We start from the raw sequence: 14,034 nt of genomic DNA, 5'->3' as shown, positions 1-14,034 counted from the left end.
CTGCTTTACGATTCCAGCTTGTCTTCTTCTCCCTTGGGCATGGTAAAGCCATGCTCCTGCGCAGGAAAGGCACCGCTTTCCACCTCTTCCTTGTATTCGGTGATGGCTTTGGCCGCGATTTCCCTCAGGTTTGCGTATTGCTTGACGAACTTGGGAACGAATCTGTCAAAGAGGCCGAGCAGGTCATGAAATACCAGAACCTGCCCATCGCAATCCTTTCCTGCTCCGATGCCTATGGTGGGGACGGTTACGGCTTCGGTGATGCGTTTTGCTATGCTTGAAGGGATGGCTTCCAGCACAATGCAAAAGGCACCAGCCGTCTCAAGGGCTTTGGCTTCTTCTATGAGTCTGATGGCAGCGTCGGCTGTTTTTCCCTGCACCTTGAATCCGCCAAGCGTTGCGACGCGCTGTGGAGTAAGGCCTATGTGACCCACGACCGGGATGCCAGCCTTCACCAGTGCCGTGATCTGGGGCACCACCTCGTGTCCGCCTTCCAGCTTTACTGCGCGCGCGTTGCCTTCCTGAAACAGACGCGCAGCGTTCTTCATGGCTGTTTCCACGCCGGGCTCGTAGCTCATGAAGGGCATGTCGGCGATGACCAGGGCCTGATGTGTTCCGCGGGTTACGGCTCTGCAGTGGTGGATCATTTCGTCCATGGTGACGCTGATGGTGTCATCGCGTCCGAGCATGACCATGCCCAGTGAGTCGCCGACGAGAATCATGTCTATGCCGCACTCGTCCACCAGCGTGGCGGAGGAGTAGTCATATGCGGTGAGCATGGTCAGTTTGCGCTTTTCCTTGGCGGACCGGACGGTCATTGAAGTAACGGTGGGGGCGTCTTGTGTGTGCTTGCTCATGATGATTCCTTTCTGTTGGGCAGTTGGGATGTCTTGACGGCTCCGACTGATTATGCCGTATGGGCTGGGGGTTGTATATGATTGGTACGGACAGGGCAAGAAAGGGAACGCGTGCAGCGGCATATGGTTTCGGGGGAGGTAAAGATGGTTACGGCCTTTGGTGTTGTGAGCCATGCATTTCGCTTGTCAGCAGGTATGTGCTCGTACTGGGCTGATTTGTATAATGATGCTTGCTGGCTGTGCTGTGTGTTTTGAAATGACTTTTTTTCTTAACACCCCTTAAGAAGTCTGAAGACGGGTCGATCAGTACTGCAAGCATTGGCGGACAAGGCTGCATGGATGCGGCCGAGCATAGGGCTACCGCCTTGGTGACACAAATATTCAGGGAGGAATATTATGTCTCTGGTGATAAATCATAACATGATGGCCGCGAACGCTGCTCGTAACCTGGGCACCTCTTTCGGCAACCTTTCAACCTCCGTACGCCGCCTGTCTTCAGGTCTGCGTGTGGGCACCTCTGCTGATGACGCAGCCGGCTTGGCGATTCGTGAACTCATGCGTTCCGATATTTCCGCTCTGAACCAGGGCGTACGTAACGCCAACGACGCTATCTCGCTGATCCAGACTGCGGACGGCGCGCTTTCCGTTATCGACGAAAAGCTCATCCGCATGAAGGAACTGGCAGAACAGGCCGCAACCGGTACGTACACCTCTGACCAGCGTCTGATCATCGACTCCGAATATCAGGCAATGGCATCGGAAATTACCCGTATCGCGAACGCAACGGACTTCAACGGTATTCATCTGCTCAACGGTAACCTGTCCGGCGACACCCACTCCGGTTCCGCTCTGCAGGCAACCGGCAAGATGAAGATCCACTTCGGTACCAAGAACGACAGTGCGGAAGACTACTACTACATCAAGATCGGTACCGCCACCGCTTCCGCTCTCGGCCTTGGCAACCAGGCTAACGCTGCCAACAAGGGATACTCCATCTCCACTCAGTCTGCCGCTCAGCAGGCTCTGGTAGGTATCGAAAACGCCATTATCTCCAAGGACAAGATCCGCGCCAACCTTGGTGCTCTGCAGAACCGACTGGAAAACACCATTTCCAACCTGCAGATCCAGGCAGAAAACCTGCAGGCTGCAGAATCCCGAATCTCCGACGTAGACGTTTCCTCCGAAATGACGGAATTCGTTCGTCAGCAGATTCTCACTCAGGCCGCAGTCGCCATGCTGTCTCAGGCAAACAGCCTGCCCAGAATGGCCATGCAGCTCCTCGGTGGCTAACATCCACCACATGGGGGGTGGGAGTTCAGACTCCGAAATCCTGGGCCGCCGCAAGGCGGCCCTTTTCTATGGCAAAGTATCCGGCTTTTGATGGGCATGGAGAACACAGCCCGTTTACTTTGTCCGCATGCTGATGCAGAGTGCCTCAAACTGATTTTTCCAAACAGGCAGGTGTCAATGCGACTTACCGTAACGTCAGACAATTTTCCTTTGGTTCTCGGGGGCGTGTTCGCCCTCTTTTTCGGACTTCTCGCGATTAATCCAGTTTCCCGTGATGTGTGGATTGCTGAGGTTATTCCTGTGGCCTTTGTCTTCCTTTTGCTGGCGGCAACCTATCACCGGTTCCGCTTTTCCAACGTGGCCTACGGGCTTATGGCGGTCTGGCTGTTCTGGCACACCATAGGCGGGCATTTCACCTTTGCCAATGTTCCGTTTGGCTGGTTTTCCGAGCTTATTGGAGCAGAGCGCAATCACTTTGATCGAATAGGGCATTTTTCCGTTGGGTTTTACGCTTACGCCATCGCGGAATTGCTTATCCGCCGTAAGTTGGCAGGTCCCATCGTGACCACATTGTTCGGTCTCTTCTTCATTATGTCCATCGCAGCTGGGTACGAGATCATTGAGTGGTGGTATGCCGTGGCTGAGGGGGGAAATGCGGGCGTGGAGTTTCTGGGGAGTCAGGGCGATATCTGGGATGCCCAGAAGGATATGCTTGCGGATACCCTTGGCGCCATATTCTCGCTTGTGCTTTTCTGGTGGGGCGGAAAACGGTGGGGTAGCCGTTAGCCGTTCTTTTACGACAAGAAATAGATAAGCCCTGCTTTTGCGGGGCTTTTTCATGCAGGAGTTGGTCTGCGTCATGCCATGGGAAGCATGCCTTTTTCATGGCGCAGCAGCCGGACGATTTCCGGTGTGCAGCAGCGTCCGCGCGGGGACAGTTCTGCACAACGGTTGCCGTCGGCTCCGATGAGGCGTTTGAGGGCTCCGAGATCGGTGTTTCCCTGACGGATAAGGCTCACCAGCTCTTTCTTGTTCACCTGATTGCAATAACAGACGGTCGCTTCATCTCCGGCTTCCAGAATGTCTTCCATGCAGGTGGTCATATGCGTGCCCCATGGTTAGAGGATGGCGTTGAACAGGTAGCCGACCAGAAGAATACCAGTGCCCACAGTCACAGCAAAAACGGCTATAAGTCTGGTGGTCAGCACTTTTCGGAGTATTACCATTTCCGGAAAGCTGAGAGCAATCACTGACATCATGAATGCCAGAACTGTTCCGAGGGCAGCCCCTTTGCCCAGCAGAGCGGAGACGATGGGGATGATTCCTGCGGCATTGGCATAGAGGGGAATACCCACCAAAACCGCTGCCGGTACGCTCCACCACGCCTCGCTGCCCATAATGTCCGCCATGAAGCCTTCGGGCACAAAACCGTGAATTCCGGCCCCGGCGGCAATGCCGACCAGTATGTACTTCCACGTCTTGCCGACGATGTCCCTGACCGCGTTCAGGCCGAAGTCAATCCTGTCGCGCCAGTCCCTGAAATGGGGGGCGTGTTCCTCTGCATCGTTGCGTACCTGCAGGACCCATGGCTCAAGCCAGTTGTCCAGATGCAGCCGGCCGAGAACCCAGCCTGCAACGATGGCTATGCCTACGCCGGTGGCGAAGTAGATGGCGGCCACCTTGAAGCCGAACAGGCCGTAGAGGAGTACCAGTGCTATCTCATTGACCATGGGGGCGGCGATCAGGAAGGAGAACGTGACACCAAGCGGCACACCTGCGGCCACAAATCCCAGAAACAGCGGTACTGCAGAGCAGGAACAGAAGGGCGTTATGACGCCGAGCAGGGATGCCAGAACATTGCCTGCGGATTCCCTGTCGCCAGCCAGCAGTTTGCGGGTGCGTTGCGGAGTTACCCATGTTCTGAGCACGCCGATGCCGAAGACAACGATCCCAAGCAGCATGAGTACTTTCGGGGTGTCGTAGATGAAGAAGGCAACGGCTTCGTACCAGTGGCTGCCGCGCTCCAGTCCGGGGATGAGGTCTGTCAGGGCGCGGGCCATGGGGTTGAGTCGCATATAGAGGCCTATCCACAATGCAAGTATGAGTATGCTTCCGAAAAGATAGGTGCCCTTGCTTTGCTGTGCTGCCACGTGTGCCTTGGGACTTTGGCAGGCACAACTGCCTTTGAACGGATCAGATGGGATGGCGGTGGACGTCTGGGGAGCGCCGAATGTTGCAGAGGCGGCTGACCCCGGGGCGTCGAAGGCGCTTCTGGCAAAGTCTCCGGAAGCCGGTTGTGAAGTCAGGGATTGGCAGCCGCAGGAGGTCTGAGCAAAGGGAGATTTAGGGGTGTCCATGGCTTATCCTTTGTTGCATTGCAGTTTTTCGGGTGACAGTTCAGGCAATTGTTGGCGCAGGATGCGTATTGCGGGGTCACCGTTGAGGTGTTGGCGCAGGAAGGCGAGGGTCGACTCCCGAATGTCTTGTCCCGTGCCTGGTGCTGTGTCAGGCATGTCCTCACGTCTTGCCAGTCTGAAGTGGATCCACGAGCCCTCTCGTCGTGCGACGATCAGGCCAGCTTCCACAAGCTGCTTCAAATGCTTGGATATGGTGGGTTGGGCAAGGTTCAAAGCTGCGACGATCTCGCAGGCGCACATTTCTCGGATTTCAAGCATTTTCAGGATCTTGACCCTGCCTGGGTCGGAGATGGCCTTGGTGACGCGGGTGAAGATGTCTAGTTCGTTCATGGTTATTTCTCCATATTGCCATATAGCAATATGACTATCTTTTGTGTCTGTCAATGGCAGTAAGCTGGCTTCAATAGGAAAGGCGGCATGGGTGGGGGAGTTGGGAAGGGGGCATGCAGGCTGTACAGCTTTGGCAAAAGGGGGTAAGCCAGATTCTTCATTTCGCCCTCATCGGGCATTATTCGCAGGAGATGATGATGACAGCATGCAATCCGCAGCAGAATCTGCAGGGAAGGGAGAGGCTTACGCGCCTTGCCGACTTCCTGTTCGAGGCAGGAATGCTGCGTAAGACGCCGCGGAGCGGATATCAGTTTCTGGGAACAGGCAATGAGAATGTGGCGGAGCATTCTTTCCGCACTGCCGTAATCGGCTGGGTGCTGGCGCGGGAAGCTGGTGCCAATGCCGAGCATACGGCGCTTATGTGTCTGTTTCATGATTTCCACGAGGCGCGGATAGGCGATTTCAACTACGTAAACCGCATCTATAATACGACCAAGCCTCGTGCGGCCATTGAACATGCCACGGAAGGTACCGGCCTTGAAGATTCCTTGCTGGGGTTGTGGGATGAGCTTGAGGAAGCGACTTCTCTGGAAGCCCGCCTTGCGCAGGATGCTGATCAGATCGATCTGATCCTCAATCTCAAACAGGAGCTTGATCTGGGCAACAAGTATGCGGGCAAGTGGATGGAGGCTGCTCTGCAGCGGTTGCGTACTCCTCAGGGGAATGCGCTTGCTCAGACCATCTCGGAGACCGATCATACCGATTGGTGGTTCATAGGCCCTGATCGGAGCTGGTGGGAACGTAAGAACGGCAAGAAGTAGTCTGCCGTTTCGTTGCCTGTCTCGAAGGATAAGAAAAGCCCCGCATTGCTGCGGGGCTTTATTCTTTCTGATGACAGGGGAGCGGTTAGAAGTGCGGAACCTTCTTGAGCCAGCCCTTGGTGTCCGGAAGAACACCCTTCTGGATGCCGGTGTAGGTTTCGTACAGCTTGCGGGTAACGGGGCCGATGGAGCCGTCGCCCACCGTGAAGGAGTCTCCGGCGTCGGTAATGTACTTGCCCACGGGGGTGATAACGGCTGCGGTGCCGAAGCCGCCGGCTTCAGTGATTTCTCCGGACTTCACCATTGCGGTGAAGTCGCTGAGCTTCACGCGTTCTTGACGGGCGTTGGGCAGCAGTTCCAGAACGGATTCCGAGGTGATGGACTGCAGGATGGTGTCCGTGAATTCGGGAATGACGACGGAACCGTCACGCATGACGTGGAAGTGGTTCATGGCGCCCACTTCTTCCAGATAGGTGTTGGTTGCATCCAGGTACAGTACCTGCGCTGCGCCCTTGGACTGGGCAAAAAGCTGAGCGCGCAGGGAGGCTGCATAGTTGCCTGCGGCCTTTGCTGCGCCGGTGCCACCGGGGGTGGCGCGGTGGAACTGTTCGGTGATGAGCAGCGTAACCGTCTTGTTGAAGCCGCCGGCATAGTAGGGGCCGCTGGGAGACAGCATGATGCAGTAGGTGAACTTGTCGCTGGGCTTCACGCCCAGAGCGTCTTCGGTAGCGAAGAGGAAGGGGCGGATGTAGAGCGAAGATTCGGGAATGGTCGGGCACCATTCGCGTTCAATGTCCAGCAGGCGCATGAGCCCCTGAACCTGCATGTCCACGGGAACGTGGGGCATGCACATGATGTCTGCGGACTTGTTCAGACGTTCGGCGTTCTTTTCGAAACGGAAGGTGTAGATTTCGCCGTCTTCATGGCGGAATGCCTTGGCACCTTCGAAAATGGCCTGACCGTAATGCAGTGCAATCGCACCGGGGGGAATGCTGAAATTGGCGTAGGGAACAATGCGCGGGTTGGACCATTCCTTGTCAGCGTAGTCCATGACGAACATGTGATCGCAGCGGAGTTTGCCAAAGGGCAGGCTGTCCATACCCTTGAGAACGGAATGCCGACGTTCGGATTCCGGCAACAGATTGAGAGAAATTTCCATTGTTCATCCCTTCGGTTCAAGAACTATTTCGTGTCGGGCCGGTTGTCGCATGGGCACCGTAAAACATGCACGGTGCAAGGAGCCCGAGTGGTCTTATGGGTGTCTACCATTCCGCGAGTGCGCTGTTTTGTCAATGGGGCAATGGCGGAACAGTGGGTTGCGAAAGGAAAAATGGATGAGGGTGAGGTCTGCTTGGGCTGGGTAACGCGTGTCTGGCTACAGTATGCGCAAGCGGCAGTAAGGTGAGGAGGTGCTGGGGCCGGCAATAAAAAATAACGCCGCCCGTGAGGGCGGCGTTGGAATGCTGCATGCTCAGCGAGACCTAGTTATTGAAGGTGATGGTGTAGGAAAACGATTTGGGATCAAGCCAGTCCAGCGTCTTGTTGCCGCTCTGGGCAAAGGGGTACATGAAGTAGTTCACGGGTTCGCCCTGCTGGGGTGGTGTGAGCGTAAGATCGCGCCCTTCGGAAAGGCGGATGCGGTAGGGGTCTATGCCGCCCCAATAGTACTCGCGGTACTCCTTGGTCTTGGCGTCTTCCAGCTTCAGATTCTGGGTGAGCATCATCTTGCGCACGTCGGCGGGATCTGCGGGTACCCAGCCGTAGCCGGGAACGAAGAACTCGGCCCAGCAATGCTGCCACGTGGAGATGTCGTCACCGTTCTTCTTGCCGAGGCGAATGCCGAAAACCTCGCGGCTGGGTACGCCTGCCGAGCGGAGCAGGGCGATGAACAGGGAGCTCAGGTCGCCGCATTTGCCCCCCGGATCCTTGAGCAGGGCGCATACGTCACCGGCTCCGCAGCCACGGGTCTGGGGATTGCGGTAGGTGTTTTCGCACATCCAGTCATAGATGGCTTTTGCCTTTTCAACTACGGTGAGCTTGCCTTCCGTGATTTTCAGGGCCAGTTCGCGTACTTCTCCATCCACCGGCCCGAGACGGGTTGCGCCAAGATAGGCCGCGTAATCGGCAGGGTTCCATGCGGGCTCGGTGGCCGGGATGCTGCGGCGCGATACCTCAAGGCGTTCGGCATTGAAGGTGAAGGAGAGTTTCCGTTCGGTTGATCCGGCATCCCAACGGGCAAAGAGCATGGGGTTGCCGTTGGCCTTATCAGTATATATGGCGCTTTCAGCATAATTGCCGTTGATGCGGACGTTGGTAATGTTCTGGTCTGCATCGGAGACGGGGTAGGGAATCCACAGTGATACGCTTTCGCTTTGCGGTTGAGCAGAGAGATCGAACTGCATCGTGACGGTTCCGGCTGCAGACGGCGCGGCGGCATGTGCTGCAAACGGCAGGGCAAGAAAGAAAGACAGGATGACCAGCAGCAGGTGCGCGCGGGCCGTGTGGTTCATGATGTGTGGGACGTGTTTGTACATGGTAGTTTCCTCCGTAGTTTGTTTGTGTAAGGAGGAGGCAATTTTGCGTCCAATACATAATGTTGATAAAAATGGTCAGAATTTATTGAGGGTTGTAATGGAAAAAATAATTATGAATGACCCTAAAATAAATATTGACACACCTTGGTAGAGGTGTATAAGGGGGTTTCTAAACAATAGCGGTGCTGTATTTTCTTGAGCAGGCTCGGGAGGAAGGCAGCACATCCCCTTCCCATTTTTATTTTGGAGTTATTCACTTGGCTAAGAACATTTATGTCGGCAATTTGGCTTGGGCCACCACTGATGCGGATCTTCGCAACCTCTTCGCTGAATTCGGTGAAGTGATTTCCGCCCGTGTCATCTCTGACCGTGAAACCGGTCGCTCCCGCGGCTTTGGTTTTGTGGAAATGGACGATGCCGGCGCAGCACAGGCTATTCAGGCACTGAATGGCAAGAGCATTGGCGGCCGCGACCTGAAGGTTAACGAAGCTCAGCCCCGTGAGAGCCGTCCGAGCCGTCCCCGCTACTAAGCGAACGATCGAAAAGCGAATCACGAAGCCCCCGCGCAAGCGGGGGCTTTTTTATTTTGTCTTCCATGTACCTATCTCATCCCGCCAGCTATTGTTCTCTGGCGTGCTCGTGGTATGCTTCGATAACCAGTTGCTGAAAGGAGATCTGCTCATGCGTATGACAATAACCATTCTTTTGCTTCTGCTCGTTGCAGGGCTTGTATCATGCCACACTGCTGTGGGAGCGCCTGACGCTGTCCAGTCCGGAAACGGGGCGGGAAATTCGTCCGCAGAAGCCGTAGCAGGCGTGCGCACCTTGCCTCCGCTTCCCACCACGCCCAATGCGGTTTCAAGCCTGACGGACGTCCCGTCACGGCTGGTGGATCCTTTGCCTATGGCGGGAGACGTGCCACAAACCATGGCGCTTATTCTTCGTTCGCTTGAAGCCATGGGAGGGAATTCGATTGCAGAGCAGGATGACCGGTATGTGCACAGCGTGTTCGTGTCTTCGTTATTCCGCTTCAAGGACGACGTGGAACTGTTGATAGATGAAGGGGCAGGTCTGGTGCATTATCGCTCCGCCTCCCGTGTCGGGTATTGGGATTTCGGGGTCAACCGCAGGCGTTATGAAGCCTTCAGGAAGCTGTACATGGGGCTGAAAGAGAAGGGCGGACAATAGGTTCTGCTCATGCTTTCTCTCGTTGGCTTGCCCGAACAGTAAATCCGCACGAATGGGAGGCATGCCGTGCCTGCTGTATTCAAGTTCGTCACTGTTGTTGCATTGTGTTATCTGGGGCTGGTCGTATATGTGTACTTCTCCCAGCATCACATGCTCTATTTTCCGGCACAGCGTCTGGGGGGAACGCCTGCGGATGTCGGGCTGCCCTACGAGACCGTGCAAATGGTCAACAGGCTTGGGACAAAACTGCATGGCTGGTTCGTGCCCGGCGACCCCAAGAGGCCCACGTTGCTGTTTTGTCATGGCAATGGGGGCAACATCTCCCACCGGCTTGAATCATTGTTGATGTTTCACGCCATGGGGCTGAACGTCTTCATCTTCGATTATTCCGGTTACGGGCAGAGCGAAGGTGTCCCGTCCGAAATCGCAACGCAGGCGGACGTGCGCGCAGCATGGGATTGGTTGTTGCGCGATAAGGGTGTCGCCCCTTCGTCTGTGGTGCTTTTCGGCCGCTCTCTGGGGGGAGCCGTAGCTGCCGGTCTGGCGGGTGAGCTGAACGCGGAAGGCGTCGCGCCGGGGGGTATGATTCTCGAATCCACTTTTACCTCTGTCCCGGACGTGGGAGCATCCATTTATCCCTGGCTGCCAGTGCGTCTGATAGCCCGCTTCCGGTATGACAGTGTGGAAGCTCTCGCCAAGGTGCGAATTCCCCTGCTGTCTGTGCATAGTCCGGACGACAACATCATACCCTATGCATTCGGTCTCAGGCTGTTTGAGGCATATAAGGGGCCCAAGGAATTTTTGCGCATATCGGGTGATCACAATCGCGGCTTCCTTCTTTCCGGCCAGATGTACACTGATGGCATTGAGCGCTTCGTGCAGCGTATCTTCGGAGGGTGGTGATGGATGGCCGACTGTTTGCGGTGCTCGCGGATGCGATGCTGGTGTTGCACTTTGGCATTGCGGCCTACAACGTCCTCGGTCTGCCGGTCATATGGATAGGCAGGGTGTTCAGGCGGAGTTTTGTGCACAACCCGTGGTTTCGCTACAGCCACCTTGCCTGTATGGGCGCGGTGCTGCTTCTTGTATTGTTTGAAACCATCTGTCCGTTCACGGATTGGGAGTACCAACTGCGGCTGCTCGCTGCTCGCTACGGTCGACCGGAAATTACCCTCATACAGGAATCGTTGGGCGGCATTCTGTATAGCGATGCCGACTGGACGACCTTTGGCGTTATGTATGGCCTTTGGTTTCTGGCTATCCTTGTCACGTTGTGGCTGGTGCCGGTTCGTCCGTTTTTAGGCGAAAGGAGGCGGGGGCTGAGCGGTGAAGAGTGATTGGCTGTAAGGAGGTTGAATGCGGGAAGGGGGGAGCTTCAAAAAGTGAAAGCCCCATGGGCTGGGGCTTTGAATTCACTGGCGGAAGCGTATAGGAGTCGAACCTACCGGGGACATCTCTGCCACCCCACCGGTTTTGAAGACCGGGCGCAACACCGGTTACGAAACGCTTCCGATCGGTGTATTGAGGAATTCCTCAAAGGTCGGGAATGTCTAGCAGGTTTTGTAATAACCGGCAAGCGGCTTGCACCATTTTGATACATCTTGTTTAGTTGGTTGAGAATTCATAAAAAAACGCTATTCTTGTCATTGTCAAACCGATTACTAGACCTTAATAATAACAATTCAAGCTCAGAATTTGTCCGAAACGAAACTCGGAGGCATAGACTCTTGAACCAGTTTTCACGGAATTTGCTACTGTGGGCCGTCATTTCCGTTCTTATGGTGGTCCTGTTCAATCTGTTCAGCCAGCCGCAGACCCAGCAGGGTAAGGTTAGTTATACCGAATTCCTGCAGATGGTGGACGGCGGCCAGCTGACCGAAGTGGACATTCAGGGGCAGAAGCTTTCTGCCAGACAACAGGATGGTTCCACCATAATAACCTTTGCACCGGAAGATCCGCAGCTGGTGCAGCGCCTTCTTTCTCACGGCGTTCGCGTTAACGCGCAGCCGCAGGAAGATGCTCCCTGGTACATGACACTGCTCGTATCATGGTTCCCCATGCTGCTGCTTATCGGCGTGTGGGTGTTCTTCATGCGTCAGATGCAGGGCGGCGGCGGCAAGGCCATGTCGTTCGGGCGTTCCCGGGCACGGCTTGTGTCACAGGAGCAGACCCGCGTCACGTTTGACGATGTGGCGGGCGTGGACGAAGCCAAGGAAGAACTTACCGAAGTGGTGGACTTCCTTTCCAACCCCAAGAAATTCACCCGCCTTGGCGGTCGCATCCCCAAGGGTGTGCTGCTGGTGGGCCCTCCCGGTACCGGTAAGACTCTGCTGGCCCGCGCCGTAGCAGGTGAAGCCGGCGTGCCGTTCTTCTCCATTTCCGGTTCCGACTTTGTGGAAATGTTTGTAGGCGTGGGCGCTTCCCGCGTGCGCGACCTGTTTGTGCAGGGCAAGAAGAATGCTCCCTGTCTGATCTTCATTGATGAAATCGATGCCGTGGGCCGTCAGCGCGGTGCCGGTCTCGGTGGTGGTCACGATGAACGTGAGCAGACCCTGAACCAGTTGCTGGTGGAAATGGACGGCTTTGAATCCAACGAAGGCGTTATCCTTATCGCCGCGACCAACCGTCCGGATGTTTTGGACCCCGCACTGCTGCGTCCCGGCCGTTTCGACCGTCAGGTTGTGGTTCCCACGCCTGATCTGAAGGGCCGCAAGCATATTCTGGAAGTGCATGCCAAGCGTACGCCGCTGGCAAAGGATGTGAATATGGAGGTGCTGGCAAAGGGCACCCCCGGTTTCTCCGGCGCCGACCTTGAAAACCTTGTGAACGAAGCAGCCCTGCAGGCTGCCAAGAACAACAAGGACCAGGTCAACATGTACGACTTTGAAATGGCCAAGGACAAGATCCTCATGGGTAAGGAACGCCGCAGCCTCGTGATGAGCGATCATGAGAAGCGAGTTACCGCATACCATGAAGGCGGTCATGCCCTTACCGCCATTCTGCTGCCGGAAACCGATCCTGTTCACAAGGTGTCCATCATTCCCAGAGGCCGTGCTCTGGGTGTGACCATGCAGTTGCCGGAAGGTGACCGCCATGGTTACTCCCGCACCTATCTGGAAAACAGTCTTGTGGTGTTCCTCGGCGGTCGTGTGGCTGAAGAGTTGATCTTCAACGAAATTACCACCGGCGCAGGCAACGACATCGAACGTGCCACCAAGATGGTGCGCAAGATGGTCTGCGAATGGGGTATGTCCGACGCCATCGGTCCCATGAACATCGGCGAACAAGGCGAAGAAGTATTCATCGGCCGTGAATGGGCGCATTCCCGCAACTACAGCGAGGAAACCGCGCGTCTCGTTGATGCCGAAGTGAAGCGCATCATGGAAGAGGCTCGTCAGCGTGCCCGTCAGCTGCTTGAAGAGAATCTGGACGCGTTGCACAAGATCGCCGACGCCCTGCTGGAACGTGAAACCATCAGCGGTGCAGATATCGACCTGCTTCTCGCGGGTAAGGACCTGCCTCCTGCGGAGGTTGTGGCCACTCCCGTTGAGCCCGAGCGCGACTCCTTTGCCAAGGCTGCCGCTGCCTACCGCGACCAGCAGTCTTCCGGTTCGCGCCCTGTGGCTGCACCTGCAGCAGAGCGGGACAACGCTTCCCGTGGTGGTGACTTCACCCTTGAGGAAGAGACGCCGCAGGACAAGAACAGCGAGGATGGAGAAAAGCGTTGATGCTCTCCCCGGTAGAATGGAAAATCAAAGGGGGCAGGTCGTTAGGCCCTGCCCCTTTTCTCGTATTTGGCATCGTGAATGTTACGCCGGATTCCTTTCATGACGGAGGGCAATTCCTGCAACGTGATGCGGCCCTTGCTCATGCCCGTGAGCAGGCCGAGGCTGGTGCGCATGTGCTGGACATTGGCGGCGAATCTTCGCGACCCTATGCCGATCCGGTTCCACTTGAAGCGGAACTGGCGCGTGTGCTCCCTGTCGTTGAAGGACTCCAGGGCATGCGGTGTGAGAACGGTTTGCCGTGGGCTATTTCGGTGGATACGTACAAGGCGGGCACTGCTGCTGCGGTACTTGATGCCGGAGTGGAGATCATCAACGATATTTCGGCGTTTACCTTTGATCCCGGATTGCTCGATGTTTTGGGGCAGTACAAGCCGGGCTATGTGCTGATGCACAGCCTTGGCAGACCCAAGGACATGCAACGGGCTCCTGAATATGCAGATGTGGTTGAGGAAATTCTGGACTTTTTCGAGAAAAAACTGAAAGAATTAATCACGGCAGGCGTACCGGAGTCCCGAATCATGCTCGACCCCGGCGTGGGGTTTGGTAAGACGCTGGAGCACAATATCGCGCTCCTGAGGGGGATGGACCGCTTTGCCTCGCTGGGACTGCCACTCATGGCAGGTATTTCCAATAAATCCATGTTTGGAGCGCTGTGCGATGCGCCTGCCGGTCAGCGGCAGAATGCCACGCAGGCTGCCACGGCAATTCTGGCCTCACGCGGCGTATTTGCCCACAGGGTGCACGATGTGGCTCTCACTGTGCAGACGCTGAAAGTGGCCGAGGCTCTGGCTTTGTAAGGACGAGTAAAC

The 14,034-nt window shown here is 56.0% G+C and carries 15 protein-coding genes and 1 tRNA gene; 9 read left to right on the top strand and 7 right to left on the bottom strand.

From position 1 onward, the window contains the following. Positions 1–5: 5 nt before the first annotated feature. Positions 6–857: a 3-methyl-2-oxobutanoate hydroxymethyltransferase gene (gene panB, locus N1030_RS06825; RefSeq protein WP_265828489.1), complete on the bottom strand. Its 852-nt coding sequence runs from the start codon at positions 855–857 to the stop codon at positions 6–8. Between the two features lie 396 nt (positions 858–1,253). Here panB and N1030_RS06820 point away from each other — a divergent pair, with 396 nt between their 5' ends. Both N1030_RS06820 and N1030_RS06815 read left to right on the top strand, forming a co-directional pair. Next, on the top strand, positions 1,254–2,147 hold the full coding sequence (locus tag N1030_RS06820) for a flagellin N-terminal helical domain-containing protein (RefSeq protein ID WP_265828487.1): 894 nt from the start codon (positions 1,254–1,256) through the stop codon (positions 2,145–2,147). Positions 2,148–2,324: 177 nt separating this feature from the next. Then, complete coding sequence (locus N1030_RS06815) at positions 2,325–2,933, top strand: DUF2238 domain-containing protein (RefSeq protein ID WP_265828486.1); 609 nt, start codon at positions 2,325–2,327, stop codon at positions 2,931–2,933. A 71-nt stretch (positions 2,934–3,004) separates the two neighbouring features. Here the strand turns inward: N1030_RS06815 and N1030_RS06810 are convergent, their stop codons facing one another. The 3 genes from N1030_RS06810 to N1030_RS06800 all read right to left on the bottom strand — a co-directional run bounded on the left by N1030_RS06810 (position 3,005) and on the right by N1030_RS06800 (position 4,894). Continuing rightward, positions 3,005–3,250 carry a (2Fe-2S)-binding protein gene (locus N1030_RS06810; protein WP_265828485.1) on the bottom strand — a complete coding sequence of 82 codons (246 nt, stop codon included), beginning with the start codon at positions 3,248–3,250 and terminating at the stop codon, positions 3,005–3,007. A 15-nt stretch (positions 3,251–3,265) separates the two neighbouring features. Beyond that, entirely contained in the window at positions 3,266–4,222 is a 957-nt protein-coding gene (locus tag N1030_RS06805) for a permease (protein WP_265829032.1), read from the bottom strand. Positions 4,223–4,507: 285 nt separating this feature from the next. Beyond that, a complete protein-coding gene (locus tag N1030_RS06800; RefSeq protein ID WP_265828483.1) occupies positions 4,508–4,894 on the bottom strand; it encodes an ArsR/SmtB family transcription factor in 387 nt (128 codons plus the stop codon). 197 nt (positions 4,895–5,091) lie between these two features. Here N1030_RS06800 and N1030_RS06795 point away from each other — a divergent pair, with 197 nt between their 5' ends. Beyond that, positions 5,092–5,715, top strand: coding sequence for an HD domain-containing protein (locus tag N1030_RS06795; protein WP_265829031.1), 624 nt, complete (start codon positions 5,092–5,094; stop codon positions 5,713–5,715). 85 nt (positions 5,716–5,800) lie between these two features. On the opposite strand, the gene N1030_RS06790 is transcribed toward N1030_RS06795, so the two are convergent. Together N1030_RS06790 and N1030_RS06785 are read right to left on the bottom strand one after the other, a co-directional pair. Continuing rightward, positions 5,801–6,874: a branched-chain amino acid aminotransferase gene (locus tag N1030_RS06790; protein WP_265828481.1), complete on the bottom strand. Its 1,074-nt coding sequence runs from the start codon at positions 6,872–6,874 to the stop codon at positions 5,801–5,803. Between the two features lie 322 nt (positions 6,875–7,196). Then, a complete protein-coding gene (locus N1030_RS06785) occupies positions 7,197–8,249 on the bottom strand; it encodes a transglutaminase-like domain-containing protein (RefSeq protein WP_265828479.1) in 1,053 nt (350 codons plus the stop codon). A 257-nt stretch (positions 8,250–8,506) separates the two neighbouring features. Between N1030_RS06785 and N1030_RS06780 the strand changes: the two genes are divergently transcribed. The 4 genes from N1030_RS06780 (at position 8,507) to N1030_RS06765 (ending at position 10,774) form a co-directional block, all read left to right on the top strand. Next, a complete protein-coding gene (locus N1030_RS06780) occupies positions 8,507–8,779 on the top strand; it encodes an RNA recognition motif domain-containing protein (RefSeq protein WP_265828478.1) in 273 nt (90 codons plus the stop codon). A gap of 151 nt (positions 8,780–8,930) precedes the next feature. Then, positions 8,931–9,437, top strand: coding sequence for a DUF1499 domain-containing protein (locus tag N1030_RS06775; protein ID WP_265828477.1), 507 nt, complete (start codon positions 8,931–8,933; stop codon positions 9,435–9,437). 66 nt (positions 9,438–9,503) lie between these two features. Continuing rightward, positions 9,504–10,340, top strand: coding sequence for an alpha/beta hydrolase (locus N1030_RS06770; protein WP_265828476.1), 837 nt, complete (start codon positions 9,504–9,506; stop codon positions 10,338–10,340). Continuing rightward, positions 10,340–10,774, top strand: coding sequence for a DUF2784 domain-containing protein (locus N1030_RS06765; protein ID WP_265828475.1), 435 nt, complete (start codon positions 10,340–10,342; stop codon positions 10,772–10,774). The genes N1030_RS06770 and N1030_RS06765 overlap by 1 nt, the downstream gene beginning before the upstream one ends. Before the next feature lie 79 nt (positions 10,775–10,853). Here N1030_RS06765 and N1030_RS06760 read toward each other — a convergent pair. Continuing rightward, positions 10,854–10,948, bottom strand: a tRNA-Sec gene (locus N1030_RS06760). 216 nt (positions 10,949–11,164) lie between these two features. Here N1030_RS06760 and ftsH point away from each other — a divergent pair. Continuing rightward, entirely contained in the window at positions 11,165–13,165 is a 2,001-nt protein-coding gene (gene ftsH, locus N1030_RS06755) for an ATP-dependent zinc metalloprotease FtsH (protein WP_265828474.1), read from the top strand. Further along, complete coding sequence (gene folP / locus N1030_RS06750; RefSeq protein WP_265828472.1) at positions 13,165–14,022, top strand: dihydropteroate synthase; 858 nt, start codon at positions 13,165–13,167, stop codon at positions 14,020–14,022. Before ftsH ends, folP begins: the two co-directional genes overlap by 1 nt. Positions 14,023–14,034: the final 12 nt, after the last annotated feature.

The sequence above is a fragment of the Desulfovibrio mangrovi genome, assembly GCF_026230175.1.
Taxonomy (GTDB): domain Bacteria; phylum Desulfobacterota; class Desulfovibrionia; order Desulfovibrionales; family Desulfovibrionaceae; genus Halodesulfovibrio; species Halodesulfovibrio mangrovi.
The sequence above is the reverse complement of the archived record's forward strand: the minus strand, read 5'-3'. Positions and strand labels throughout refer to the sequence as shown.

Coding starts and splice junctions, on each gene's coding strand:
- panB (WP_265828489.1), bottom strand. CDS start 857: ATGAGCAAGCACACACAAGACGCCCCCACCGTTACTTCAATGACCGTC.
- N1030_RS06820 (WP_265828487.1), top strand. CDS start 1,254: ATGTCTCTGGTGATAAATCATAACATGATGGCCGCGAACGCTGCTCGT.
- N1030_RS06815 (WP_265828486.1), top strand. CDS start 2,325: ATGCGACTTACCGTAACGTCAGACAATTTTCCTTTGGTTCTCGGGGGC.
- N1030_RS06810 (WP_265828485.1), bottom strand. CDS start 3,250: ATGACCACCTGCATGGAAGACATTCTGGAAGCCGGAGATGAAGCGACC.
- N1030_RS06805 (WP_265829032.1), bottom strand. CDS start 4,222: ATGCGACTCAACCCCATGGCCCGCGCCCTGACAGACCTCATCCCCGGA.
- N1030_RS06800 (WP_265828483.1), bottom strand. CDS start 4,894: ATGAACGAACTAGACATCTTCACCCGCGTCACCAAGGCCATCTCCGAC.
- N1030_RS06795 (WP_265829031.1), top strand. CDS start 5,092: ATGACAGCATGCAATCCGCAGCAGAATCTGCAGGGAAGGGAGAGGCTT.
- N1030_RS06790 (WP_265828481.1), bottom strand. CDS start 6,874: ATGGAAATTTCTCTCAATCTGTTGCCGGAATCCGAACGTCGGCATTCC.
- N1030_RS06785 (WP_265828479.1), bottom strand. CDS start 8,249: ATGTACAAACACGTCCCACACATCATGAACCACACGGCCCGCGCGCAC.
- N1030_RS06775 (WP_265828477.1), top strand. CDS start 8,931: ATGCGTATGACAATAACCATTCTTTTGCTTCTGCTCGTTGCAGGGCTT.
- N1030_RS06765 (WP_265828475.1), top strand. CDS start 10,340: ATGGATGGCCGACTGTTTGCGGTGCTCGCGGATGCGATGCTGGTGTTG.
- folP (WP_265828472.1), top strand. CDS start 13,165: ATGCTCTCCCCGGTAGAATGGAAAATCAAAGGGGGCAGGTCGTTAGGC.